This is a genomic window from Laceyella sacchari, assembly GCF_024927925.1.
In the GTDB taxonomy this organism is placed as follows: Bacteria; Bacillota; Bacilli; order Thermoactinomycetales; family Thermoactinomycetaceae; genus Laceyella; species Laceyella sacchari.
The window spans coordinates 213,516-236,715 of sequence record NZ_CP103866.1 but is presented as its reverse complement, the minus strand read 5'-3'; the positions used below and the strand labels follow the sequence as shown (position 1 = coordinate 236,715).

Sequence of the window (23,200 nt, the reverse complement as noted above, 5' to 3'; positions counted from 1 at the left end):
TTTTATCCAGCCCGATATGTGATTAAACAGGCTGGTTGACCACACATACCAAAAAAAACCAGCCTCAAAAGTTGAGACTTTCTGCAATTTAAAACACTATCACAAGCGGATACTGAAGTCAATGCCCTTGTGCGCAAATAATCCAATACCCTTTCTTTTGCTCAACCACATCCACATCTTGAAAATATGATGTCAACTCTTTTTTTGCAGAAGCAGCACCTTGTTGTTTGCGAATCACAATCCATAGTGATCCATCTGGAACCAACGCGTCTGCCGCTTCGCGAAACAAACGATATATCGTCTCTTTTCCAGTGCGGATCGGCGGATTGAACAAAATGCAGTCAAACTGTTGGCCATGAATTGCTGAAAAACCATCGCTTTTCAAGACTTGCACCATGCCATCTACACGATTTCTTCGCGCGTTTTGTTCAGCGAGCTTGACCGCCCGTTCATTCACATCAACCATGACCACTGTAGTCTGGGGTACCGCTTTGGCGATGGCTATTCCTATCGCTCCATAACCGCAACCAAGATCTAGCACACGGGAACCCGGCTCAATTTGCGCCGTTTCCACCAGAAGTCGACTACCAAAGTCAACCCCTTTTTTGGAAAAAACGCCAGCGTCCGTATGAAAACGCAAAGAATGCCCGCGCAGTTCGGCCATCACTTCCCGCTCTTCGCTTTTGGCCAGTGGATTCGCTGAAAAGTAGTGTTCACTCACGGTACATAACCCCTTCCACAGCATTACCCGGTCATGCGTACATGTTAAAGCAAGGCAAAACCCAATTCATCTGTCTGCCAGTACAAGGGAGAGTTACGTAGTGCCAAAGGAGCATTGCCTCCTTAGCCTGCACAAAACCACCCTTACAATAAAATAGACCCGCCGACCGACGACGGCGGGTCCGGCCGGAGTCAAGCTTATTACTTGATTTCCACAGATGCACCGGCTTCTTCGAGTTCTGCTTTGATTTTTTCTGCTTCTTCTTTGGATACGCCTTCTTTGATTGGAGCAGGAGTTCCGTCAACCAGCGCTTTTGCTTCTTTCAGGCCCAGGCCAGTGATGCCACGAACCACTTTGATAACGTTGATTTTGGAGCTACCAGCGCTTGCCAGGATTACATCGAATTCGGTTTTCTCTTCAGCAGCTTCTCCGCCACCTGCTACGTTACCCATTACAACCGGTGCCGCAGCAGTTACGCCGAATTCTTCTTCGATTGCTTTTACCAAGTCGTTCAGTTCGAGAACGCTCATACCTTTAATCGCTTCAATGATTTGTTCTTTCGTCATGAAAGGAAACCTCCCTATATACAGATCTAGTAATTTTTCAAATGCCGTTCGATTTACTCAAGCAGCATTACGCTTCTTGTGCTTCGCCAGCTTCTCCGTCTTTGTCAGCAACTGCTTTAACAGCAAGCGCGAAGTTGCGCATCGGTGCTTGCAGTACGCTGAGAAGCATGGACAAGAGACCTTCGCGGCTTGGCAGCTCAGCCAGCGCCTTAATCTCATCAAGGCTTACTGCTTTGCCTTCTACGATACCGCCCTTGATTTCCAGCTCTTTGTTGGTCTTTGCAAATTTGTAAAGCACTTTAGCTGGAGCAACGACATCCTCATAGCTGAAAGCGACTGCGGATGGGCCGGTCAGGTGCTGGTTCAAATCTTCCATTCCCACTTGCTCAGCAGCACGGCGGGTCAAGGTATTTTTCAGAACCTGCATCTCTACGCCAGCTTCACGCAACTCTTTACGCAGCTCGTTCATTTGTTTTACGTTCAAACCGCGATAGTCAGCTACGATGGTTGTTTTACTGCGGGTCAGTTTATCCGCGATTTCTTTAACAATTACTTTTTTCTGCTCGATTGCTTTGGACATGCGGTACACCTCCTCATCAGGAGTTTTTGAAGAAATAAGAAAAAGCCTCCGCAGGCAGTCGAAGGCTAGGCTTTGTCATAGACAACAGCGCAAGCTCCTCGGCAGGATATTAAGCGGATCAGTCCGCACCTACTGTCTACGGTAGCTTCTTATTCGATTTTAAACAGCGATTACATGTTACCCAACCTCGCTGCAAAAGTCAAGCGTTATTAACGACCGGACAAACGTTGCGCGTTTACAGCTACGCCAGGACCCATGGTGGAAGAAACGGTAACGCTCTTCATGTAGGTACCTTTTGCAGCAGCCGGTTTTGCTTTCACCAATGCTTCAGCAAGTGCAAGCAAGTTTTCTTCCAGTTTCTCAACCGGGAAGGAAACTTTACCAATTGCGGCATGCACGTTGCCGGCCTTGTCAGCACGGTACTCAATTTTACCCGCTTTGATCTCGTTTACGGCTTTAGCTACTTCAAAAGTAACCGTACCCGTTTTCGGGTTTGGCATGAGGCCTTTCGGACCGAGAGTCCGTCCCAGACGGCCCACTTGACCCATCATGTCAGGAGTAGCCACAACAACGTCAAATTCAAACCAACCTTGGGCTACTTTGTTGATGAGGTCCTCATCTCCTACGAAATCCGCACCAGCGGCTTCCGCCTCTTTTGCCTTTTCACCTTTCGCGAATACGAGAACGCGTTTGGTTTTTCCCGTGCCGTGAGGAAGTACAACAGCACCTCTCACTTGTTGATCTGCCTTCTTGGTATCAATACCCAAGCGGAAAGCAGCTTCCACGGTTTCGTCAAATTTAGCGACAGAAATTTCTTTCACGAGCGCCAAAGCTTCTTTGGGCTCATAGACTTTGTCACGATCTACTTTTTTGATCGCTTCCAAGTATTTTTTACCATGTTTTGCCACCGACAGTTCCTCCTTTCGTGGTCGTAGCGGAAGATCCTCCCACAAGCCTCACTCTACTCGTGGCAGAGTAGGCAGGCTTTCTATTAGTCTTCGATTACGATGCCCATGCTACGCGCGGTTCCTTCGATCATACGCATAGCCGCTTCCACGCTTGCAGCGTTTAAGTCAGGCATTTTCAACTCGGCGATCTCACGCACTTTGTCGCGCTTCACAGTCGCCACTTTCTTTTTGTTCGGTTCACCGGAACCGGACTCAATCCCGGCTGCTTTTTTCAGAAGTACAGCAGCTGGCGGGGTTTTAGTGATGAAGGTAAAAGAACGGTCTTCAAAAACCGTGATTTCTACCGGAATAATCAAACCGGCTTGATCAGCAGTGCGGGCATTGAACTCTTTACAGAATCCCATGATGTTCACACCAGCTTGACCGAGCGCCGGACCTACTGGCGGTGCTGGATTAGCTTTACCAGCGGGAATTTGCAGCTTGACCACTTTAATCACTTTTTTGGCCACGCTAACCAACCTCCTTCAAACATGTGGTTTTCTCGGGTATTACCCTCCCACGGAAAGGCAAGCTCCCTCTTCTCCTAACGGGCTTGCGCTCGCCCCAAAGATGGGGGTAACAAACAAAAATACTTTATCACAACTTGGCGCAAAACAAAAGTTTTTTGCCAGATTAAATTTTTTCCACTTGGAAGAAGTCCAATTCTACAGGCGTTTCACGGCCAAACATGTTGACCATGACTTTGAGTTTCGAACGGTTCATGTCGATCTCTTCGATCCGGCCGACAAAATTGGCGAAAGGCCCTTCTTTCACCTTTACTGTCTCAGCAACTTCAAAGTCGACGGTAGCTTTGGACTCATCCATACCCATTTGGCGCAGAATCGCGACAACCTCATCCGGCAAAAGGGGGGTTGGTTTTGAACCCGCCCCTGATGAACCGACGAAACCGGTTACCCCAGGCGTGTTCCGCACGACATACCACGAGTCATCGGTCATGATCATCTCTACCAGCACATAACCCGGAAAGACCTTACGCATGACGGATTTTTTCTTACCGTCCTTATGCTCGATCTCCTCTTCCATCGGAACGAGGACACGAAAAATCTTGTCCTGCATATCCATCGAGTGAACCCGCTTTTCCAGGTTGGTTTTCACCTTGTTCTCGTAGCCAGAATACGTGTGAACCACATACCAATTCTTTTCCATGCTCACCAGGGCCTAAAGCCCTGTACCCCCCTTATGATTCATTCCACCTATTTCGTAATCAAGCGAACCAATTGCAAGATCCCTTGATCGATAATGAAGAAAAAGAGCGCCAATACCAGCACTGTCAAGACGACAACCATTGTGTAGTTCACCATCTCTTGCCGGTTTGGCCAGCGCACTTTTTTCAACTCTTGGACGCTACCACGGAAGAAGCCAGACGTGCCTGAAACACTTTTCTTGATTCCGCGTCCGATGTTTGCGAGAAAAGCTGCCATGGCTGTCACCCCCATCTTGATATCAAGCGTTCAAACCCAGCCGCTTATTTCGTTTCGCGATGTGCTGTATGCGCATTGCAACGCGGACAAAACTTCTTCAGCTCCATGCGATCTGGATGCTTCCGTTTGTTTTTGGTCAGCGCGTAGTTGCGTTCACGACATACCGTGCAAGCCAATGTGATATTCACCCGCATGCCGACACCTCCTCTATTTGTTAATCACCGTTCGAGTGGATTTTATTATAGAAAATACCCAAATTACATTAACATACCCCTGACTTCCTGTCAATGTGAAACCCTCTGCCAATTCATTATTGACAACTTCTACCCCGTTTCATAACCATTTCTTTCCTCCATTTGGGTCAACGAAGGTTTTTTATCGACAAACAACATTCTTCATTCATACCACAACTTTTTATATCCTTAAAAAAGGAGAATGATGATTTTTGTCGAATTAAACAAAAAACAGGTGATTACACCTGTTTTAAAGGGCCTGCAACCCATTGATTTCTTTTTGTTTTATAGAGAGATTTCCCGTACTTCCAGATATCTCTCCAGTTTGCGCTTTACTCGTTGCAACGCATTGTCGATTGACTTAACGTGTCGATTTAAGTCGACAGCGATCTCCTGATAAGATCGGCCATCGAGGTACAGCATCAAAACTTTGCGTTCCAAATCACTTAGAATTTTCGATATTTTATCTTCAATATCGTTATACTCTTCCTGGCTAATGTATATTTCTTCTGGGTTTGATAGACTGCCTGGAATCTTGTCTAACAATGTCCGATCTGTGTCATCATCGTATGCGGGCTTGTCCAAAGATACATATGAGTTAAGTGGAATGTGCTTCTGACGAGTGGCTGTTTTGATTGCTGTGATGATTTGGCGCGTTATGCACAATTCGGCAAATGCTTTGAAGGAAGCCAGCTTGTCTCCTTTAAAATCCCGAATCGCTTTGAATAAGCCAATCATCCCTTCCTGAACAATGTCTTCATGATCGGCTCCGATCAAGAAGTAGGATCTCGCTTTCGCTCTGACAAAATTTTTGTACTTATTAATCAAATATTCAAGCGCTTGATGATCACCTACACGTACGCCATAAACCAGCTCTTCGTCGGCCATTGTCTTGTAGTCAACCTCGTTGTCGTAAACGACAGAATTACTGGATTGAAGTTCTACGCTCACCACTTTCCCTCCCGACCAAGTAGCCTATAAACCCATAGTAACGTTATTATAGCCGAATAGAAACAAAAACGTCAAATTTTCACCTATTTTTTCCTTCTCCATTTATCAAGCATCTGCCGTAACTCCCGGCTCAATCTGTCTTCCAATGTGTTTCTGACTTGGTTTTCCTCCTCTTTTCTCAATTTTTCGCTTAAATTCTTTTTGGCCACGCGAATTTCTTCCAACAATTCGCGTGACGAAATACGGTATGCCCCCTGACCAAACACCATCCGCTGTTCCAGATAGTCGGATGTAGCCACGTAGATGGCCCGATGGGGGCTTTTATTTTTTTTGACAAAGCTTTCGATGAATTCATCTGCAGTCTCATCGCGACGGGTATAATACACGAACACTTTTTCCTGGTTGGTTTTCACTCCCGCCCCCGGTTTCAGGTGCGCATCAAACACCAAATGCACCTGCCGGCCCGTCATCGCCTGATACTCGGACAGATCCCGAATCAATTTGACTCTCTCCTCTTCAAGCGACGCGGGATGCCACTTTACTTCAGGATCCGCCCCTATGACATTGTATCCGTCCACAACCAACCATTCTTCGCGCTTAACCATGGGTGCTTCGCCCACGCAACACCTCATACATAAGCACGCCAGCGGCCACAGAGGCGTTGAGGGAAGTCACTTTGCCAAGCATGGGCAACTTGACGAGAAAATCGCACTTTTTCTTGAGGAGAGAGCTCATCCCTTGTCCTTCGCTACCAATGATCAGCGCGAGGGGCATCTGATAATCAATTTGGGTATACTCAGATTTGGCCGACCCGTCACTACCAACCAGCCATAATCCCCGATCTTTAAGCTCGTCCGCTACTCGGTTGAGGTTAGTTACTTTTGCTACCGGTACATACTCGATCGCGCCTGCAGAAGTTTTGGCAACCACAGAAGTGAGACCCACCGCGCGGCGTTTTGGAATAATAACCCCATGCGCTCCGACAGCATCAGCTGTCCGCAATACCGAGCCCAGATTATGCGGATCCTCCAAACCATCCAACAAGATGAAAAAAGGCATTTCCTTTCTTTCCTCTGCCCGGCGGAACAGATCCTCCAAGCTGGCATAGCGATAAGCGGCCACTTGCGCCATAACCCCTTGATGGTTTCCCCCTTCTGATAGCTGATCCAAGCGGGCGCGGGGGACAAATTGGGTGGGGATTCCCTCGTTTTTGCTTTTCTTCAAGATTTCTTGGATGTTTCCCTTTTGAATGCCATCCGCCAGCAAGATTTTTTCCACTTCCCGTCCGGAACGAAGTGCTTCCAGTACAGCGTGCCTACCTAAAATCCAATCACTCATCTTCGGTGTGCTCCTTTTCAACAATGTCTAATATTTGACTCATCAACGTTTGAAGGCGCGTCTCTTGCTTTGAACAATACAGATAGCCCACCAACGCTTCCAAGCCCGTGCTGTGGCGGTAGTCTGTCACGCTCGCGTGTTTGGGAACGCTCCCCGACTTGGCGTTGCGGCCTCGTCGGAGAACTTCCATTTCCTCATCGGTCAGTCGAGCTTCAATCGCCCGATACACTTTCGCTTGGGCGACCGCTGAAACAAACCGCGTCGCTTCTTTTTGCAATTCGCGCGGACGCACAATGCCTTTGGCCAGCAAATGATGCCGTACATAAACTTCGTATATCGCATCCCCCATGTATGCCAGCAACAGCGGATGGATCTCCCGCGGCGATTTAGCAAGGGAAGAGGTCATGCCCAGTAACCATTCGTTCATTTCCGTTTCCACCTTACCCCTTGCGGTGTGTCCTCTAACACAATCCCACGCGCGAGCAATTGGTCGCGAATCTCATCCGCACGCTGGAAATTGCGCTCTTTTCTAGCCTGCTGGCGTTCGGCGATCAACGCTTCAATCTCCGCGTCCAGGCTTTCTTCCTCATCCAATTGAACTAAGCCCAACACCTGTTGGCCATGGATGCGGAACCAATCGAGCAATGCCATAATGGAACCTTTGGAAACCACGGCTTCCGCCACTGTTTCGTTGGCTAGTTTGACGGCTTCAAATATGACACTGATCGCATTGGCCGTGTTGAAGTCATCATTCATGGCTTCACGGAACGCCTCTGTCAACTGCTCCAAGCGATTCAACAGTTCTGTAGAGGCCTCTCCGTCCATCGCTACGGTCGCGCGGTGCTTCAGATTGTCTACCGCCGTTTGCATCCGTTCCACACTGCCTTGGGCTTGTTGCATCACCTCGTCGCTGAACACAATCGGGTTCCGATAATGCGTGGACAACAGGAAATACCGCAACGTCTTGGGATCATATTCACGGCGTAATTCAACCACTTGACGCACATTTCCAAGTGACTTCGACATTTTTTCATTTCCCATTTTCATGTAACCGTTATGCAACCAATAGTTGACAAACGTTTTTCCCGTCCACGCCTCACTCTGGGCAATCTCGTTCTCATGGTGCGGAAAGCACAAATCCGCTCCGCCAGCATGGATATCCAAGGTGTCCCCTAGGTATTTTCGGGCCATGGCCGAGCACTCGATGTGCCAACCGGGGCGTCCTTCTCCCCAAGGCGTTTGCCATCTGATTTCGCCTGGTTCCTTGGCTGCTTTCCACAACGCAAAATCCATCGGATGCTCTTTTTGCTCATTCACATCGATGCGGGCTCCCGCTTTCAGTTCATCCAACGATTGATGAGACAGTTTCCCATAGTTTTCTTTTTTGAGCGAGCGGAAGTAAACATCCCCGTCTTTGACATACGCATAACCTCGGTCGATCAGCGCCTGGATGGCTTCAATCATCTCCGGGATGTGCTCAGTTGCCCGCGGGTGGACATCCGCCCTTTCCACCCCCAAAGCATCCATGTCCTCAAAGTAAGCCTTGATATAGCGTTCAGCAATTTCTGGGACGGACAGGCCTGTCTCTTTGGAAGCATTAATCAGGCGATCATCCACATCTGTGAAGTTTTGCACGTACGTAACCCGATAGCCTGCCTGGCGCAAATAGCGGCGTACCACATCAAAGAACACAAACACGCGCGCATTGCCAATATGAATGTAGTTGTATACCGTCGGGCCGCAGACATACATCCGCACTTCGCCCTCGTGAACCGGTTTGAATTCTTCTTTACTCTTGGTCAGTGTGTTGTAAAGCCGGATGGTCATTATCTTTATTTCCTCCTTGCTCATTACGAGCAGATGATTCATCTTGTTGCCCTTGCTTCAATTTCTTTACTTCTTCTTTCAAAGCTTGAATTTCAGCCTGCATGGAACGACAAAGTTCGGCAATCGGGTCAGGCAAATTGACCTGGTCAAGATCATTTTGCACCCGAATTCCATCTTGTATCACAACCCGTCCCGGCACTCCGACGACAGTCGAGTTAGGCGGAACATCGCGCAATACCACCGAACCGGCGCCAATCTTGGCAAAACGGCCGATGCGGATCGAACCTAACACCTTGGCTCCTGAAGCGATCATCACATGATCTTCAATGGTTGGATGTCGCTTGCCTTTTTCTTTGCCGGTTCCTCCCAATGTTACCCCTTGATAGATGGTCACATAATCGCCAATTTCGCACGTTTCCCCAATAACAACCCCCATCCCATGGTCGATGAAGACGCCCCGCCCGATCTTGGCGCCCGGATGGATTTCAATCCCTGTAAAAAAGCGGCTGATTTGCGATATGGCACGGGCGATAAAAAAGAGCCGCCGTTTGAAAAACCAATGTGCCAATCGATGCGCCCAAATGGCATGAAGACCTGAATAGGTGATCACCACTTCCCATGTGCTTCTCGCTGCCGGATCCCGATCAAACACCGCTTGGACGTCCGCTTGCAATACTCTCCGCGTCTCCGCAATACGGCTAAACAACGACATCACCTGTTCCCCTCCCAAGTGTGTGTAAATAAAAAACGCCTCCGCAGCAACAATGCTGCAGAGACGGTTATGCCCGCGGTTCCACTCTGCTTGAATTCCGCAAACGCAGAATTCCCCTTCACCCTATAACGGCGGGTACCGGAACGCTCCTACATGGGCGCAATCGCCCGTTTCAGAGGTCAGCTCATGGGGCGCATTTCAGAACCGTACCGGATAGGGTTTCGCACCAGCCAACCCCTCTCTGGCATCCAGTTACGCTTCCTACTTTTCCCATTCATCGCTTTTGGCGTTAACATTATTTTGGCCGACGAGCTTAGGCCTTGTCAATCTGTTGTTGCAAACGGCTTTTCACCGTCTCAAGGCCGATCAGTGCGAGCGACTCCCGCAAGTCTGGACCGTGCACGACACCCGTGACAGCGGCGCGCACGGGCATAAACAGCTGTTTTCCTTTATGTCCCGTCTCTTTTTGCACCTGCTTGAAAATGTCTTTGAGCGTATCGGCTTCCAATGTCTCCAAAGTATCCAACTTATTTAGGAAGGAGGACAGCACCTCCGGCACATGCGGAGCCGACAGCACTTCTTTGGCTTCTTCGGTCACTTTGTACTCTTCTTGGAAGAAAAGATCAGTCAATTCCACAATTTGAGCCACGTATTCCAATTGCTCTTGATACAGAGCAACCACCCGAGTCACCCACGCCCGCTGTTCATCGGACAGAGGCAACGTGATACGGCCCGCCTTTTCCAAGTATGGCAACGCCAAGTCGACAATTCGTTCCAATGGCGCCTTTTTAATATATTGCCCATTCATCCATTTCAACTTGCCCGTGTCAAAGATAGCTGGCGCTTTGGAAACGCGTTCCAACGAAAAGCGTTCCACCAATTCTTCTTTGCTGAAGATCTCTTCTTCCCCTTCAGGAGACCAACCCAAGAGGGAGAGGAAGTTGAGAATGGCTTCCGGCAAATAGCCCAAATCCTTGTACTGATCAATGAATTGAATGATGCTTTCATCCCGTTTGCTCATTTTCTTGCCTTCTGCATTCAGAATGAGCGGGATGTGGGCGAATTGAGGCGTTTCAAAACCTAAGGCCTGATAAATCAAAACTTGTTTCGGCGTGTTGGACAAATGTTCTTCCCCACGGATGACATGGGTAATTTTCATCAGAGCATCATCCACCACAACAGCAAAATTGTAAATCGGCCGGCCATCCGGACGACGAATCACAAAATCGCCAATGCCGTCTGTTTCAAACTTCACTTTGCCACGGATCGCATCGTCGATCTCGATCACTTGCCCTTCTGGCACACGAAAGCGTACGCTCGGCACACGACCTTCAGCCTCAAACTTCGCTCGTTGTTCCGGTGTCAGATCGCGATCCCAACCACTGTATTTCGGCGCTTCACCCCGCGCCAATTGCTCTTCCCGTTCCTTGTCGATCTCTTCCTGAGTTGCATAGCTCAAATACGCTTTACCCTCAGCCAACAATTGATCAATGTACCGATTGTAGATATCCATCCGTTCCATACAACGGTAAGGTGCATACGGGCCGCCCACATCGACCGATTCGTCCCAATCGATCCCGAGCCATTTCAGCATATCCATTTGCTTCTTGTCAGCACCCGGCACATTCCGTTCTGTGTCGGTATCCTCGATGCGCACGATAAAGTCGCCGCCTTGCTGTTTAGCCAACAGATAGCTGAACAAAGCCGTCCGCGCGCCACCAATGTGCAAATGCCCCGTCGGGCTTGGAGCATATCGTGTTCGAATCTTCATCTCATCCATGACTCCTTTGCTTAAACAATATATGCGGTTTTATGCTTTGTTGACCAGACAAACGACGGCCATGGCTGCGATGCCCTCGCCTCTTCCGGTAAAACCGAGTTTTTCCGTCGTCGTCGCTTTCACATTCACTTGTTCCGGGTTCCCCTCCAGCAAAGCAGCGATCCGTTTTTGCATCGCTGGAATATGGGGAGCCATTTTTGGTTGCTGGGCAATGATGGTACAATCAACATTTCCCAGGCAATAACCCTTTTCTTTCACCAAGGACCATACCGCTTCCAACAATTTGGCGCTGTCAGCTCCTTTGTATGCGGGATCGGTGTCTGGAAAATGCTTGCCAATGTCCCCCAAAGCTAATGCGCCCAACACGGCATCCGTGATCGCATGCAACAACACATCCGCATCGGAATGCCCGATCAAACCTTTCTCATAAGGAATCTGAACCCCGCCAATGATCAAGGGCACATTTGGTCCCAATTGATGCACATCAAACCCTTGTCCGATTCGGATCATATGCTCTTTCCCCTCATTTGATATATCGCTTCTGCCACCGCCAAATCATCGGGCGTCGTCAGCTTGATATTGGTATACTCGCCTTCAACCACTCGTACATCTATCCCTAGCTCTTCCACCAACATGGCGTCATCCGTCACCGAGGCGCCAGTCTTCCGACCTTGCTCATGCGCTTCCATCAGCATGTCGGTTCGGAACGCTTGAGGTGTTTGCACAGCCCACAATCGCTTGCGGTCTGGCGTTTCCTCCACCACTCCCGCGGCATCCACCATTTTGACCGTCTCTTTCACCGGAACAGCCAATATAGCCGCACCATGCATTTTGACCGCCTCCAACAGGCGAGAAATGGCCTCTCTGCTGACGAACGGCCGCACAGCATCATGAACCAACACCCATTCAGTGGAGAGCATCCGCAAGCCGTTGTACACGCTGTCTTGACGCTCACGCCCCCCCACGACGACATGCGTCACTTTCCGCAATCCCGCATCTGCAACCAGTTGACGCACACGCGCCACTTCTTCTTCTCGGACCGCAAGGACAATTTCATCCACTTCTGGGTGGGTCTCAAAGATATGTAACGTATGAATCAAGACAGGCTGTCCTTGAAAAGACAGAAATTGTTTGCTTTCCTTGGAGCCCATCCGCTTGCCAAGGCCGGCTGCGGGAATCACCACACCAACACTCAAGAGAACTATCTCCTTTCAAACACACAAATGCCCGTCTTCGGTTTAGAATAAACCAATCACGGGCCACTCGCAATCCGTTTTCATCAAGAAAAGGGGGCAATCCACCACATCGGCGCGGAGTGGCCCCCTTCTCCCCATTCATTGGATAACCCTTGATCGCCAACCCATCACCAAACCTTACAGTGCACGCTCCAATAGCTTCGGTTTGGCGAAGATCATGCGGCCGGCCGAAGTTTGCAACACACTGGTAACCAGCACATCAATGCGGTCTCCGATGTAGTCGCGACCGCCTTCGATGACGATCATGGTGCCGTCATCGAGATAAGCGACACCCTGTCCATGCTCTTTGCCATCCTTGATCACTTGAACGTTGATCTCCTCACCCGGCAACACAACTGGTTTGACAGCATTGGCCAAGTCGTTGATGTTGAGTACACTCACTCCTTGCAACTCACACACTTTGTTCAAGTTGAAATCATTGGTGACAACTTTCCCAGACAAGACTTTGGCCAACTTCACCAGCTTGCTGTCCACTTCTTGCACTTCCTCGAAGTCACCTTCATAAATCAAGACTTTCACATCAAGCTCTTTTTGGATTTTGTTGAGAATGTCCAATCCGCGCCGCCCACGATTCCTTTTCAGCACATCGGAGGAATCGGCGATGTGTTGCAATTCTTCCAAGACAAAGCTTGGGATGACCAACGTTCCTTCTAAAAAGCCAGTGCGGCAGATGTCAGCGATACGCCCATCAATGATGACACTGGTATCCAAGATTTTGTGTTCAGAAAAGTGCTTTTCATCCTTTTTATTGCGTCCTTCCCTATTTTGACGCCCAGCTGTAAAGATAGAGATAAGTTCGTCACGCTTTTTATATCCCACTCTGAATCCGAGATAGCCGAACAACCCAGAGATGATAAACGGCAATATACGATTGATGACCGGAATTGGCAATTGGGTCAGCGGCATTTGGATCAATACGGCCACGATCAAGCCGGAAACCAGACCCAACGCTCCAAAGATCCCATCGATTGCCGGAATTTTGATCAATCTCTCTTCGCTCCAGCGAATCCACTTCACTACATTGTCTGAAATCCAATACGTAGAGATGAACAAAGCCGCTGCGCCCAAGGCGGCGCCAATGTAATGTGGGGCCGGAACTTCACCGAAATTCAGAGGAGATTTTTGAAGCAACCCGAAAAACCTTTCCCCATAATAATACCCTACAGATGCACCGATCAAGGTCAAAGCCAATTGCACAAAACGTTTTAGCACGGGGCTTCACCTCCTCCCAAAACCAAAGTCCCCTACTACCATTATAGACATTCTGCGAAAATGAAAACCCAGACAAACGCAATTTCTTATGACCGTTTTGTAAACTCGACAATAAAAAGAAAAATTAGTTCTTCTTCGCTAAAATTCCATCAATTAGTTCAAAAGCTTGTTCTTCGTCCAAATCGCGAGCCAACGCCAATTCACTGATCAGAATCTGCTTGGCATTATCCAGCATCTTGCGTTCGCCCGTGGACAACCCTTTTTCTGCATCCCTCAACATCAAGGAGTGTACCACGTCGGCCACTTCATGAATATCACCGCTTTTCATTTTGTCCAAATTGGCTCGATAGCGACGGTTCCAATTGGATGTGTCCGTGACCTCCTGATTTCTCATGCGATCAAGCACTTCGCTTACTGTGTCTTCATCGACAACTTCTCTGAGCCCGATGCTTTCGACATTGCGCATGGGAACCATCACTTTCATATCCCCAATGGGCATCCTCATCACATAGTACTTCTGTCGCTCACCCAAAATCTCCTTTTCCTCGATCGACTCGATGATACCCGCACCATGCATGGGATAAACCACTTTATCGCCAATATTGAACAAAACACCCACCTCCGAGAGGGCAATATCTATTTCCAAGATATCACAAAATTACACCCCCGTCAATAAAATAAAAAAGTTTATATTAGCACATAAATCCACATCGCGTCAATATATAAGCTCCGGAAAAGTTATTGTCTGTTTAGATGAAAAATTGACACGATTGTAGAATCGTCTATATAATAAAATTAGTGAACCCGGATTTTAGTTTCACCAATCCCCATGCGAGGTGAAGGCGATGAGTGAAGACAACCTTCATTCTTTTCAAGAGCAGGTGGCGGACCTTTTGCTTCGGCACCGCAGCTTTTTGGATGTGACATCCAAATTGCAGGAAGCGAATGCGCGCGTGGTTCGCGCTTTGATGAAAGCCGTGACCGAATGCGGTTGTATTGAAGTCAACGCTAGCCGGCAGGCTATTCCTGACGACTTGACCACATCTGACTGGAAAAACCACTTCCAAACTCACCTTTCCGGCAAGCTGTGTGATCATTGCTTGGATGTCGTCAAACACGAAATGGGTAAGCATCTTTTTTATGTGGCTGCGCTGTGCAATCTCCTGCACATCTCTATTCCCGAAGTGCTGAAGCAAGAATCGGATCATCTGTCCACACTCGGGGTTTTTCATCTTCGTTAGTCGATCTTCGCCCAAACAAACGGGTTTCGCATACCCTTGCAAGTTCGACCGTCAAATCGACGGCATAAAAAACAACCCTGCATCGCAACAGGGTTGTTTGTTGTCTATTTGAGCTCTTCGACGGGATCTTCGTTGTCTTTTCGCTTCAGTTCCAACGACTTTTTCACGCCGTATATGGCATACAACGCCAACGGCACAAACATCACTTTCGGCAATTCATGCGGGAACCGGAAAGCGGCCACCGCGATCATAATCAAAAACAGTGGTGCCAACCAAATCGCCGACTTCGGCAACCCGACTTTTTTGAACGTCGGATATTTCACTTGGCTTATCATCAAATACGACAAAAACAGCATTGCAATCATAAGCGCCACTTTGTTGGGCAACATGTCACTATACAAGGCCATCGTTGCCAGAATTCCTCCGGCAGCCGTAATAGGCAATCCGATGAAATACCCCGGCTCACCCGGATGAACATTGAAGCGCGCCAACCGCAGTGCGCCACAGATCGGGAAGATGGCCGTAACCAACCAACCCAAAGGGCCCATTTCGCTCAACGTCGTCCCGTACATGATGATCGCAGGCGCAACACCAAAAGAAATAACATCCGATAATGAGTCCAGCTCTTTTCCAAATTCGCTCTGCGTATTAAGCATGCGGGCGACCCGTCCGTCCAATCCATCCAACAGCATGCCGATTATCACCATAATGGCCGCATATTGCCAAGAATGCTGTATGGCTAAAATAATCGAGATGACACCGAGAAACAAGTTGCCAACCGTAAAACAACTGGGCAACGCCTTCGCAAACATAAGGGAACCTCCTAACAAGTGTCAACGGGTGGTTATGAGCCCATCCCACTTCCCTGTTTTCGTTCAATTTGCTTTAGTGGTTACATTCTAGGTTATTTAGATATGTCTGTCAATAAACACCTGTTCCTGAATCCGCTTCAATCCTTCTTTAATCGTGCGAGCTCGCACATGCCCAATGCCTTCCACATCATCCAATTCCTCTATGGTCGCCATCATAATCCGCGACAGGTTTTCAAAGCGCGAAACCAACTTGAAAATGATGTTGGATGGCAAGCGCGGAATTTTGTTGAGAATGCGGTATCCTTTCGGCGAAACAGATTCTTCCTGGATATTCACATTGCCCACGTACCCCAACAACCGCACCAGAAGGGAGTGCTCCAACAACTCATCGGCGGACAGCTTTTGCAGTTCGCAGAAGACCGTTTGTGGTTCAATATCGGGATTCAGACAGTAATCCCTGATCAACAGCTCCGCCTCCTCCTCCACATCAGCCACAAGTTCCTCCAGCTGCATGCTGATGAGTCGACCTTCCGTCCCCAACTCATGAATGTACGTTTCAATCTCCCGCTTAATGCGCAAAACCATCTCCACCCGTTGTAGCACGAGTGCCACTTCACTTAGGGTAACCAATTCCTCAAATTCCAACGCAGTCAAATTGGTTGTTGTTTGATCCAAGACGGATTTATATTTCTCCAATGTCTGCACCGCTTGGTTCGCTTTGGTAAGGATCACACCAATATCTTTCAATGCGTACCGAAAATGCCCTTTGTACAATGTAATGATATTCCTGCGCTGAGAAATGGACACAACCAATTTACCGGTTTGCTTTGCCGTTCTCTGAGCCGTCCGGTGACGGATTCCCGTCTCAGTTGAAGGAATATCCGAGCTGGGTACCAACTGGGCATTGGCATACAATATCCGTTTCCCGTCATTGCTTAAGATGATGGCGCCGTCCATTTTGGCGAGTTCGTACAGAAAAGCCGGCGTAAACGGGCAATCAATGTGAAATCCTCCATCCACGATTTCCCGGACGCTATCGTCATAGCCAATCACAATCAATGCACCTGTTTTGGCGCCCAGCACATTGTCCAACCCTTCGCGCAATGTGGTGCCCGGAGCGATTAAGCGTAACATCTCACTGGAACTTGTTTCTTTTTGCTCGTCTTTCACTCATTACCCCCCCAACGCCACACGCAATGCTTCTTCTAATGTATGCACCCCTATCAGTTCCACCCCTTCCGGCGGCGTCCAACCCCGCCGGTTCTTCTCCGGAATGACGACACGCCGAAATCCCATATTTGCCGCTTCCGCCACCCGCTGTTCAATGCGCGAAACGCCACGCACTTCCCCTGTCAGCCCTACCTCGCCGATGAACAAATCGTGCGCGGATGTAGAAACATCGCGAAAGCTTGACGCCAAGCTGATGGCCATGGCCAAATCGACAGCTGGTTCATCCAACCGTACTCCGCCGACCACATTGATATAGGCATCCTGATTTTGCAGGAAAAAGCCGAGCCGTTTCTCCAACACCGCCATAATCATGGTGACGCGGTTGTGATCAACCCCGGTTGCCATTCGTTTAGGCGTAGCAAAACTTGTAGGTGCGACCAAGGCCTGTAACTCAATCAAAACCGGCCGCGTTCCCTCGATACTTGCGGCCACAGCGGTACCAGGAGCGCCCACGGGCCTTCCCGACAAAAACATCTCTGAAGGATTATCCACTTCTGCCAATCCGCTTTCCTTCATTTCAAATACGCCGATTTCATTGGTCGATCCAAACCGGTTTTTGACTGCTCTGAGCACCCGGTACGTATGGTGGCGCTCCCCTTCAAAATACAAAACGCAATCCACCATGTGCTCCAACATCCTCGGCCCAGCGATCGCCCCCGCTTTGGTCACATGACCCACGATGATGATCGCCATGCCTCTGTCCTTGGCCCAACGCATCAGCGTGCCGGTGCATTCCCGCACTTGGGCAACGCTCCCTGGTGCAGACATCACTTCCGGATGAAACACCGTTTGAATGGAGTCAACCACCATTAATTTTGGGTTATTTTCATCCATCAGGCTTTCGATCGCAGTCAAATTGGTTTCGGAAGCCACCAATAAGTTCTCGCTCAACGCTCCAAGCCGATCGGCACGAATGCGGATCTGCTCCGTCGATTCTTCTCCCGATACATATAAGATGGGCAACCCGCGCTTGGCTAATTCATGTGACGCTTGCAGAAGCAGCGTCGATTTCCCGATTCCCGGGTCACCTCCGACCAAAATAAAAGAACCCGGCACCAAGCCTCCGCCCAAAACGCGGTTCAATTCCTTGATGCCCGTGTCGGAACGCGGCTGATCCAGCTTCTCCACTTGCGTAATCGGCGTCGCTTTTTCATGTTTGTCACGGATTTTCAACCCCGTGCCCGGAATGATGGCCGCTTTGCTATCCATCTCTTCCACCATGGCATTCCAGGTTCCGCATCCTGGGCAACGCCCCATCCATTTGGCCGATTCATATCCGCATTCCTGGCACACAAACTTGGTCTTTTTTTTCGCCACAGCTCGTCCCCTACTCACTTCTATTATATTTACTCCTCATTATAACAAATATCTTGACAAAAACATCATGTTACAAATCTGTTTTTTAACCTTCCTCATTTTAAAATAGGCTTTGTTTTCCCACGGCATCAACAAGGTCATTTGAATTTTTCATGATGTTTTATATTCTTTTGATGACAAATCCAACGGAAAAACCACTCACCGTCCCGTAGGCAGTGAGTGGTCGTCTGATTATTGTGCCGCGCCTTTGGTGGTCTCTTCCTTTTCAACCACCAACTGTCCATCTCTGTAGTCGATCAGCACCGACTCGCCTCGAGAAATGTTGCCGCGCAGCAGTTCTTCAGAGAGGCGGTCTTCAATGTGCTTCTGGATGGCGCGACGGAGCGGCCGAGCACCGTAAGTTGGGTCAAACCCTTCTTTGGCCAAATGTTTTTTCGCGCTGTCTGTGAGTCGGAAATCAATCTCTTGCTCTCTCAGTCTTCTTCTGAGCTCTTCAGCCATTAACGACACGATTTCCTCCAAATGCTCTTCCCGTAGCGAATGGAAGACAATCAGATCGTCAATGCGGTTCAGGAATTCAGGACGGAATGATTTTTTCAGCTCTTCCATCACGTTTTGCTTCATTTGCTCATAGTCATCTTTGGCTGTATCACCAACAGTGAAGCCCAACCGTCCGCTCTTCTTGATCGTGGAAGCACCTGCGTTAGAGGTCATAATGATGATGGTGTTGCGGAAGTCGACCGTCCGCCCTTTGCCGTCGGTCAGTCGTCCATCTTCCAACACTTGCAACAAAATATTAAACACTTCAGGGTGCGCTTTCTCCACCTCATCGAAGAGAACAACAGAATAAGGCTTGCGGCGCACTTTCTCCGTCAACTGCCCGCCTTCTTCATATCCCACATATCCTGGCGGGGAACCGACCAATCGGCTGGTGGAGTGTTTCTCCATGTATTCGGACATGTCAATTCGAATCATCGCATCTTCATCACCGAACATCGCTTCTGCCAGTGCACGAGCCAACTCGGTTTTCCCTACCCCCGTCGGGCCGAGGAAAATGAATGATCCGATCGGGCGCTTGGGATCCTTCAGCCCCGCCCGAGCGCGGCGGATAGCACGTGCAACAGATTTCACCGCTTCTTCTTGCCCGATGACGCGGTTATGCAGAATCTCCTCCATGTTCAATAACCGTTCTGACTCTTCCTGTGCCAGCTTTTTGACCGGAATCCCCGTCCAGTTGGACACCACATCGGCGATATCTTCGGCGGTGACTTCGGAATCCGTCTTCCCTTGGTCTTGCTTCCAATTGTTGCGGGTCACTTCAATTTCTTCCCGCAGTTTTTGTTCGGTGTCTCTAAGTGAAGCCGCCTTTTCAAACTCTTGGCTTTGCACAGCCGCATCTTTTTCTTTCTTAATTTCCTCTAAGCTCTGCTCCAGCTTTTTCAATTCAGGTGGAACCATATATGATTTGAGGCGCACTTTGGACGCTGCTTCGTCGATCAAGTCAATCGCTTTATCAGGCAGATACCGATCCGTAATGTAACGGTCCGACAACTTCACCGCTTGTTCAATCGCTTCATCCGTGATTTTCACGCGATGGTGTGCTTCATAGCGGTCACGCAGCCCCTGCAAAATCAAGAAAGCCTCTTCAATGCTCGGCTCATCCACCAAGATCGGTTGGAAACGGCGCTCCAAAGCCGCATCTTTTTCAATGTATTTGCGATACTCATCCAAGGTGGTTGCCCCGATGCATTGCAATTCTCCGCGAGCCAGCGCCGGCTTCAGGATGTTGGACGCATCAATGGCGCCTTCTGCCCCACCTGCACCAATCAAGGTATGCAGCTCGTCGATAAAGAGAATGATATTTCCCGCTTGCCGAATCTCATCCATAATCTTTTTCAGCCGATCCTCAAATTCGCCGCGGTATTTGGTTCCGGCTACCACCGTACCCATATCCAGTGTCATCACGCGTTTGCCGCGCAAGGTCTCCGGAATCTCCCCATCGACGATGCGTTGCGCCAGCCCTTCGGCTACCGCCGTCTTACCAACACCCGGTTCCCCGATTAACACCGGATTGTTTTTGGTTCGACGGGACAAGACTTGAATCACCCGCTCAATTTCTTTGCTGCGGCCAATGACAGGATCGAGATTGCCATCACGGGCCGCCGCAGTCAAATCACGAGCCAAACCGTCCAGCGTTGGAGTGTTTACATGATTGTTGGCACCTGGGTGATTGGACAACGCCTCACTTGAGCCCAGCAATTGCAACACTTGTTGGCGCGCTTTGTTTAAGCTCACTCCCAAGTTGTTCAACACCCGGGCCGCCACCCCTTCCCCTTCGCGGATTAAGCCGAGGAGAATGTGCTCCGTCCCCACGTAGGTATGACCCAACTTGCGCGCTTCATCCATCGAGAGTTCAATTACTTTCTTAGCGCGAGGAGTGTAAGCGATGTTGCTTGGTTGATTTTGGCCGCGGCCGATCAGGTTCTCTACCTCTTTGGATATTTTCTCCAAGCCCAATCCAAGAGCGACCAATGCTTTGGCGGCGATGCCTTCACCCTCTCGAACCAGGCCCAACAGGATATGTTCGGTACCAATGTTATTATGACCGAGACGAACTGCCTCTTCTTGCGCTAACGCCAACACCTTCTGCGCACGCTCCGTAAATCGACCAAACATCATAGTTAACACCTCACCTTTACTAGTCGTTCTTAGCGAACGTTTTTTGTGAGCGAGAGTCTGACGTACTCCGCCAAGCGGAGTTTCTTATCCCGTTCTTAGCGAACGTTTTTTGTGAGCGAGAGTCTGACGTACTCCACTGGGCGGAGTATCCCATTCCATGCTTAGCGAATGTTCTTCTATGTGTACGAATAATTACTCATTCGTTTGCTCCATGGCCAACCGCTCCCGGATCAGCCGTGCGCGCCGGATGTCCCGTTGTTCGGGATTGAGCCGTTGGTTCGCGTAACTTTGCAAGAACCCCGGCTGTGTCATCACCATCAACTCATTCATCACATTGGCTGACACACCGAGGATCAAGCCCATGTCCACACCCAACCGCACATCGGACAGGCGTTTCATCGCCTCATTGGAATCAATAATCCGCGCATGAGCCAAGATCCCGTAAGATCGGTGTACCCGGTCTTCCAATTGGGTCAGAGACATCTCTTGCAGTCTCCGTCTTGCTATTTGCTCATGTTCGATCATCTGTCGGACAACTCCTTGCAAGTTATCCAAAATCTCTTCTTCCGATTGTCCCAAGGTGACTTGGTTGGAAACTTGGTAGAGCTGCCCCAACGCTTCACTGCCTTCGCCGTAAATTCCACGCACGGCCAAACCCACCTGGGTGATAGCTGGAATCAGCCGGTTCAACTGTTGGGTCATGGCCAACGCCGGCAAATGAACCATGACCGACGCCCGAATTCCTGTGCCGACATTGGTCGGACAACTGGTCAAATACCCGTATCCACCTTCAAACGCGTATGTGAGGTATTTCTCCAACCAATTGTCGATCTGGCTGGCCAGTTCCCAAGCATTTTCCAACTGCAAGCCGGGGAACAACACTTGAATCCGGATGTGGTCTTCTTCATTAATCATAATGCTCACCGATTCGTCCTGGCTCAACAACACCGCGCCGTGTCGTGATTCCTCCGCCAACATCGGACTGATCAAATGCTTCTCGACCAACACACGTTTTTCTAAATCAGTGAGGTCAGACATGCGAATCAATTCCGCGTCTTTGAGAACTGCCAACCGGTCTTTATCATTCTTCCAGGCTTCTTCCACTCTGCGCACCACTTCTTCGGCTTGCGACTGGGTACTCAACAGAGGAAACGGCAAGCCTTCCAAGTTGCGGGCGATGCGCACGCGGCTAGAGAACACAATATCCGACTGCGGTCCTTTGACGCGCATCCATTCACTGATCGCATTTTGCATAAAATGTTCAAGCGACATGCGAATCACCCCTATTTTTCCAATTGCTCTTGCAATGAACGGATTTGGTCGCGCAGGCGGGCGGCTTCTTCAAATTCTTCCGTTTCAATCTTAGCCGCCAGCTCAGCTTTCAACTGTTCCAATTCCTTTTTCAGCTTTAATTCCCCTTGCGCACGCTCCGGAATTTTCCCACGGTGCGTGGAATGTCCATGCACCCTTCTCAACAGGGGGTCAAGCCGCTCTCGAAACGTCTTGTAACAGTCACCACAACCGAAACGGCCGATTTTGCTGAACTGATTATACGTCAACCCACAAGTATTGCATCGCAATGTTTGCGGTTTATATGCTTCTTGAGGAGAGGAGTTAATATTGAGCAACCCAGACAGCAGTTGATGGAAAGAAAATCCATGTTCAAATCCAGGCATGACTTCGCCTTTTTCTTGGGCACACACTTCGCACAGATGGAATTCCGTTTTTTCCCCATTCACGATCTTCGTGTAATGAAGTGTGGCCGGCCGTTTTCCGCACTCGGGACAGAGCATCGGCCGTCACTCTCCTTTGCTTGTAAATAATGTTGAGATAAGGATTCGCATCATCCGCGCACGCATCTGGTCGCGCAACGGAATCGGCAATTGCAACGTTTCCCGGGAAATCAGGCGTTGCATCAACACCGCTTCCCTTTTCGTCATTAACTTCTCTTCAACCAACCGAATGATCACGTGTTCCGCCGTCAGTTGCGGAACGGCCTCACCAATCTGATCGAGCATCTCTTCAAACACTTCACGGCGATTTTGGAAACGAACCTTTTGAATGCGGATATAACCGCCTCCACCCCTTTTACTTTCCACAATATACCCTTTTTCCACCGTAAAGCGGGTGCTGATGACGTAATTGATTTGTGACGGAACGCATTGGAAAATATCAGCCAATTCGCTTCGTTTTACCTCGATGACGCCTGTCTCGCTCTCATTCAGTATTTTCTTCAGATACCGTTCAATAATGTCCGAAATACTGTTCATTCGGACAACCTCCTGCTGACTTTGACTAACTTTGACCTTATGCTTAAATTATAGATAAAAATGCCCACATTGCCAATACCCTTCTG

27 protein-coding genes and 2 other annotated features are annotated in these 23,200 nt (G+C 49.2%); of the genes, 1 reads left to right on the top strand and 26 read right to left on the bottom strand.

Annotated elements, in window-relative coordinates; translation table 11 throughout:
- Positions 1 to 118: 118 nt before the first annotated feature.
- The 19 genes from NYR52_RS01160 to NYR52_RS01070 all read right to left on the bottom strand — a co-directional run bounded on the left by NYR52_RS01160 (position 119) and on the right by NYR52_RS01070 (position 14,184).
- Entirely contained in the window at positions 119 to 721 is a 603-nt protein-coding gene (locus NYR52_RS01160) for a class I SAM-dependent methyltransferase (RefSeq protein WP_132223223.1), read from the bottom strand.
- A 200-nt stretch (positions 722 to 921) separates the two neighbouring features.
- On the bottom strand, positions 922 to 1,287 hold the full coding sequence (rplL, locus tag NYR52_RS01155; protein ID WP_022738851.1) for a 50S ribosomal protein L7/L12: 366 nt from the start codon (positions 1,285 to 1,287) through the stop codon (positions 922 to 924).
- A 67-nt stretch (positions 1,288 to 1,354) separates the two neighbouring features.
- Positions 1,355 to 1,867 (bottom strand): 50S ribosomal protein L10, encoded by a 513-nt coding sequence (gene rplJ, locus NYR52_RS01150; RefSeq protein ID WP_054095561.1) that lies wholly within the window; start codon positions 1,865 to 1,867, stop codon positions 1,355 to 1,357.
- A 28-nt stretch (positions 1,868 to 1,895) separates the two neighbouring features.
- Positions 1,896 to 2,027, bottom strand: a sequence feature (ribosomal protein L10 leader region).
- Positions 2,028 to 2,076: 49 nt separating this feature from the next.
- Positions 2,077 to 2,775 carry a 50S ribosomal protein L1 gene (gene rplA / locus NYR52_RS01145; protein WP_022738849.1) on the bottom strand — a complete coding sequence of 233 codons (699 nt, stop codon included), beginning with the start codon at positions 2,773 to 2,775 and terminating at the stop codon, positions 2,077 to 2,079.
- A gap of 83 nt (positions 2,776 to 2,858) precedes the next feature.
- Entirely contained in the window at positions 2,859 to 3,284 is a 426-nt protein-coding gene (gene rplK, locus NYR52_RS01140) for a 50S ribosomal protein L11 (RefSeq protein WP_022738848.1), read from the bottom strand.
- A gap of 163 nt (positions 3,285 to 3,447) precedes the next feature.
- A complete protein-coding gene (gene nusG / locus NYR52_RS01135) occupies positions 3,448 to 3,981 on the bottom strand; it encodes a transcription termination/antitermination protein NusG (protein WP_022738846.1) in 534 nt (177 codons plus the stop codon).
- 47 nt (positions 3,982 to 4,028) lie between these two features.
- Entirely contained in the window at positions 4,029 to 4,256 is a 228-nt protein-coding gene (gene secE, locus NYR52_RS01130; RefSeq protein ID WP_022738845.1) for a preprotein translocase subunit SecE, read from the bottom strand.
- Positions 4,257 to 4,300: 44 nt separating this feature from the next.
- Positions 4,301 to 4,450 (bottom strand): 50S ribosomal protein L33, encoded by a 150-nt coding sequence (rpmG, locus tag NYR52_RS01125; RefSeq protein ID WP_022738844.1) that lies wholly within the window; start codon positions 4,448 to 4,450, stop codon positions 4,301 to 4,303.
- A gap of 324 nt (positions 4,451 to 4,774) precedes the next feature.
- Positions 4,775 to 5,440 (bottom strand): RNA polymerase sporulation sigma factor SigH, encoded by a 666-nt coding sequence (gene sigH, locus NYR52_RS01120; protein WP_022738842.1) that lies wholly within the window; start codon positions 5,438 to 5,440, stop codon positions 4,775 to 4,777.
- An 83-nt stretch (positions 5,441 to 5,523) separates the two neighbouring features.
- Positions 5,524 to 6,045: an NYN domain-containing protein gene (locus NYR52_RS01115; RefSeq protein ID WP_029072146.1), complete on the bottom strand. Its 522-nt coding sequence runs from the start codon at positions 6,043 to 6,045 to the stop codon at positions 5,524 to 5,526.
- Positions 6,038 to 6,778, bottom strand: coding sequence for a 23S rRNA (guanosine(2251)-2'-O)-methyltransferase RlmB (gene rlmB, locus NYR52_RS01110; protein WP_132223220.1), 741 nt, complete (start codon positions 6,776 to 6,778; stop codon positions 6,038 to 6,040). The genes NYR52_RS01115 and rlmB overlap by 8 nt, the downstream gene beginning before the upstream one ends.
- Complete coding sequence (locus NYR52_RS01105; protein WP_022738838.1) at positions 6,771 to 7,205, bottom strand: Mini-ribonuclease 3; 435 nt, start codon at positions 7,203 to 7,205, stop codon at positions 6,771 to 6,773. Before NYR52_RS01105 ends, rlmB begins: the two co-directional genes overlap by 8 nt.
- The gene (gene cysS, locus NYR52_RS01100) at positions 7,202 to 8,608 is read right to left on the bottom strand and encodes a cysteine--tRNA ligase (RefSeq protein WP_132223286.1); all 1,407 of its coding nucleotides are present in this window, start codon (positions 8,606 to 8,608) and stop codon (positions 7,202 to 7,204) included. The genes NYR52_RS01105 and cysS overlap by 4 nt, the downstream gene beginning before the upstream one ends.
- Positions 8,568 to 9,317: a serine O-acetyltransferase gene (gene cysE, locus NYR52_RS01095; protein ID WP_083464836.1), complete on the bottom strand. Its 750-nt coding sequence runs from the start codon at positions 9,315 to 9,317 to the stop codon at positions 8,568 to 8,570. Before cysE ends, cysS begins: the two co-directional genes overlap by 41 nt.
- 56 nt (positions 9,318 to 9,373) lie before the next feature.
- Positions 9,374 to 9,604 (bottom strand) — a binding site (T-box leader).
- Positions 9,605 to 9,630: 26 nt separating this feature from the next.
- The gene (gene gltX, locus NYR52_RS01090) at positions 9,631 to 11,088 is read right to left on the bottom strand and encodes a glutamate--tRNA ligase (protein WP_310795327.1); all 1,458 of its coding nucleotides are present in this window, start codon (positions 11,086 to 11,088) and stop codon (positions 9,631 to 9,633) included.
- Positions 11,089 to 11,127: 39 nt separating this feature from the next.
- On the bottom strand, positions 11,128 to 11,607 hold the full coding sequence (gene ispF, locus NYR52_RS01085; protein ID WP_132223214.1) for a 2-C-methyl-D-erythritol 2,4-cyclodiphosphate synthase: 480 nt from the start codon (positions 11,605 to 11,607) through the stop codon (positions 11,128 to 11,130).
- Entirely contained in the window at positions 11,604 to 12,293 is a 690-nt protein-coding gene (gene ispD, locus NYR52_RS01080; protein WP_259436144.1) for a 2-C-methyl-D-erythritol 4-phosphate cytidylyltransferase, read from the bottom strand. Before ispD ends, ispF begins: the two co-directional genes overlap by 4 nt.
- 177 nt (positions 12,294 to 12,470) lie before the next feature.
- Positions 12,471 to 13,565 carry a PIN/TRAM domain-containing protein gene (locus NYR52_RS01075; RefSeq protein ID WP_102991313.1) on the bottom strand — a complete coding sequence of 365 codons (1,095 nt, stop codon included), beginning with the start codon at positions 13,563 to 13,565 and terminating at the stop codon, positions 12,471 to 12,473.
- A gap of 124 nt (positions 13,566 to 13,689) precedes the next feature.
- A complete protein-coding gene (locus NYR52_RS01070) occupies positions 13,690 to 14,184 on the bottom strand; it encodes a CarD family transcriptional regulator (protein WP_259436708.1) in 495 nt (164 codons plus the stop codon).
- Positions 14,185 to 14,410: 226 nt separating this feature from the next.
- Between NYR52_RS01070 and NYR52_RS01065 the strand changes: the two genes are divergently transcribed.
- Positions 14,411 to 14,806, top strand: a complete 396-nt coding sequence (locus tag NYR52_RS01065) for a DUF1573 domain-containing protein (RefSeq protein ID WP_132223211.1) — start codon at positions 14,411 to 14,413, stop codon at positions 14,804 to 14,806.
- A gap of 104 nt (positions 14,807 to 14,910) precedes the next feature.
- Here the strand turns inward: NYR52_RS01065 and pssA are convergent, their stop codons facing one another.
- The 7 genes from pssA to NYR52_RS01030 form a co-directional block, all read right to left on the bottom strand.
- Entirely contained in the window at positions 14,911 to 15,618 is a 708-nt protein-coding gene (gene pssA / locus NYR52_RS01060) for a CDP-diacylglycerol--serine O-phosphatidyltransferase (protein WP_022738828.1), read from the bottom strand.
- A gap of 96 nt (positions 15,619 to 15,714) precedes the next feature.
- Positions 15,715 to 16,788 (bottom strand): DNA integrity scanning diadenylate cyclase DisA, encoded by a 1,074-nt coding sequence (gene disA / locus NYR52_RS01055; protein ID WP_132223208.1) that lies wholly within the window; start codon positions 16,786 to 16,788, stop codon positions 15,715 to 15,717.
- Between the two features lie 3 nt (positions 16,789 to 16,791).
- Entirely contained in the window at positions 16,792 to 18,165 is a 1,374-nt protein-coding gene (radA, locus tag NYR52_RS01050; RefSeq protein WP_132223205.1) for a DNA repair protein RadA, read from the bottom strand.
- 231 nt (positions 18,166 to 18,396) lie between these two features.
- Positions 18,397 to 20,844 (bottom strand): ATP-dependent Clp protease ATP-binding subunit, encoded by a 2,448-nt coding sequence (locus NYR52_RS01045; RefSeq protein ID WP_022738824.1) that lies wholly within the window; start codon positions 20,842 to 20,844, stop codon positions 18,397 to 18,399.
- 192 nt (positions 20,845 to 21,036) lie between these two features.
- Positions 21,037 to 22,116 (bottom strand): protein-arginine kinase McsB, encoded by a 1,080-nt coding sequence (gene mcsB / locus NYR52_RS01040; RefSeq protein ID WP_259436143.1) that lies wholly within the window; start codon positions 22,114 to 22,116, stop codon positions 21,037 to 21,039.
- A gap of 11 nt (positions 22,117 to 22,127) precedes the next feature.
- Complete coding sequence (gene mcsA, locus NYR52_RS01035; protein WP_259436142.1) at positions 22,128 to 22,637, bottom strand: protein-arginine kinase activator protein McsA; 510 nt, start codon at positions 22,635 to 22,637, stop codon at positions 22,128 to 22,130.
- Positions 22,638 to 22,643: 6 nt separating this feature from the next.
- Complete coding sequence (locus NYR52_RS01030) at positions 22,644 to 23,114, bottom strand: CtsR family transcriptional regulator (RefSeq protein ID WP_022738820.1); 471 nt, start codon at positions 23,112 to 23,114, stop codon at positions 22,644 to 22,646.
- Positions 23,115 to 23,200 lie beyond the last annotated feature (86 nt).

Excerpts from the sequence above, each read along its gene's own strand:
- NYR52_RS01045 (WP_022738824.1), bottom strand. The coding sequence starts at position 20,844 with ATGATGTTTGGTCGATTTACGGAGCGTGCGCAGAAGGTGTTGGCGTTA.
- ispF (WP_132223214.1), bottom strand. The coding sequence starts at position 11,607 with ATGATCCGAATCGGACAAGGGTTTGATGTGCATCAATTGGGACCAAAT.
- gltX (WP_310795327.1), bottom strand. The coding sequence starts at position 11,088 with ATGAAGATTCGAACACGATATGCTCCAAGCCCGACGGGGCATTTGCAC.
- nusG (WP_022738846.1), bottom strand. The coding sequence starts at position 3,981 with ATGGAAAAGAATTGGTATGTGGTTCACACGTATTCTGGCTACGAGAAC.
- rplL (WP_022738851.1), bottom strand. The coding sequence starts at position 1,287 with ATGACGAAAGAACAAATCATTGAAGCGATTAAAGGTATGAGCGTTCTC.
- NYR52_RS01115 (WP_029072146.1), bottom strand. The coding sequence starts at position 6,045 with ATGGTTAAGCGCGAAGAATGGTTGGTTGTGGACGGATACAATGTCATA.
- rpmG (WP_022738844.1), bottom strand. The coding sequence starts at position 4,450 with ATGCGGGTGAATATCACATTGGCTTGCACGGTATGTCGTGAACGCAAC.
- cysE (WP_083464836.1), bottom strand. The coding sequence starts at position 9,317 with ATGTCGTTGTTTAGCCGTATTGCGGAGACGCGGAGAGTATTGCAAGCG.
- rplJ (WP_054095561.1), bottom strand. The coding sequence starts at position 1,867 with ATGTCCAAAGCAATCGAGCAGAAAAAAGTAATTGTTAAAGAAATCGCG.
- pssA (WP_022738828.1), bottom strand. The coding sequence starts at position 15,618 with ATGTTTGCGAAGGCGTTGCCCAGTTGTTTTACGGTTGGCAACTTGTTT.
- mcsA (WP_259436142.1), bottom strand. The coding sequence starts at position 22,637 with ATGCTCTGTCCCGAGTGCGGAAAACGGCCGGCCACACTTCATTACACG.
- secE (WP_022738845.1), bottom strand. The coding sequence starts at position 4,256 with ATGGCAGCTTTTCTCGCAAACATCGGACGCGGAATCAAGAAAAGTGTT.
- NYR52_RS01030 (WP_022738820.1), bottom strand. The coding sequence starts at position 23,114 with ATGAACAGTATTTCGGACATTATTGAACGGTATCTGAAGAAAATACTG.
- rlmB (WP_132223220.1), bottom strand. The coding sequence starts at position 6,778 with ATGAGTGATTGGATTTTAGGTAGGCACGCTGTACTGGAAGCACTTCGT.
- mcsB (WP_259436143.1), bottom strand. The coding sequence starts at position 22,116 with ATGTCGCTTGAACATTTTATGCAAAATGCGATCAGTGAATGGATGCGC.
- NYR52_RS01065 (WP_132223211.1), top strand. The coding sequence starts at position 14,411 with ATGAGTGAAGACAACCTTCATTCTTTTCAAGAGCAGGTGGCGGACCTT.
- NYR52_RS01105 (WP_022738838.1), bottom strand. The coding sequence starts at position 7,205 with ATGAACGAATGGTTACTGGGCATGACCTCTTCCCTTGCTAAATCGCCG.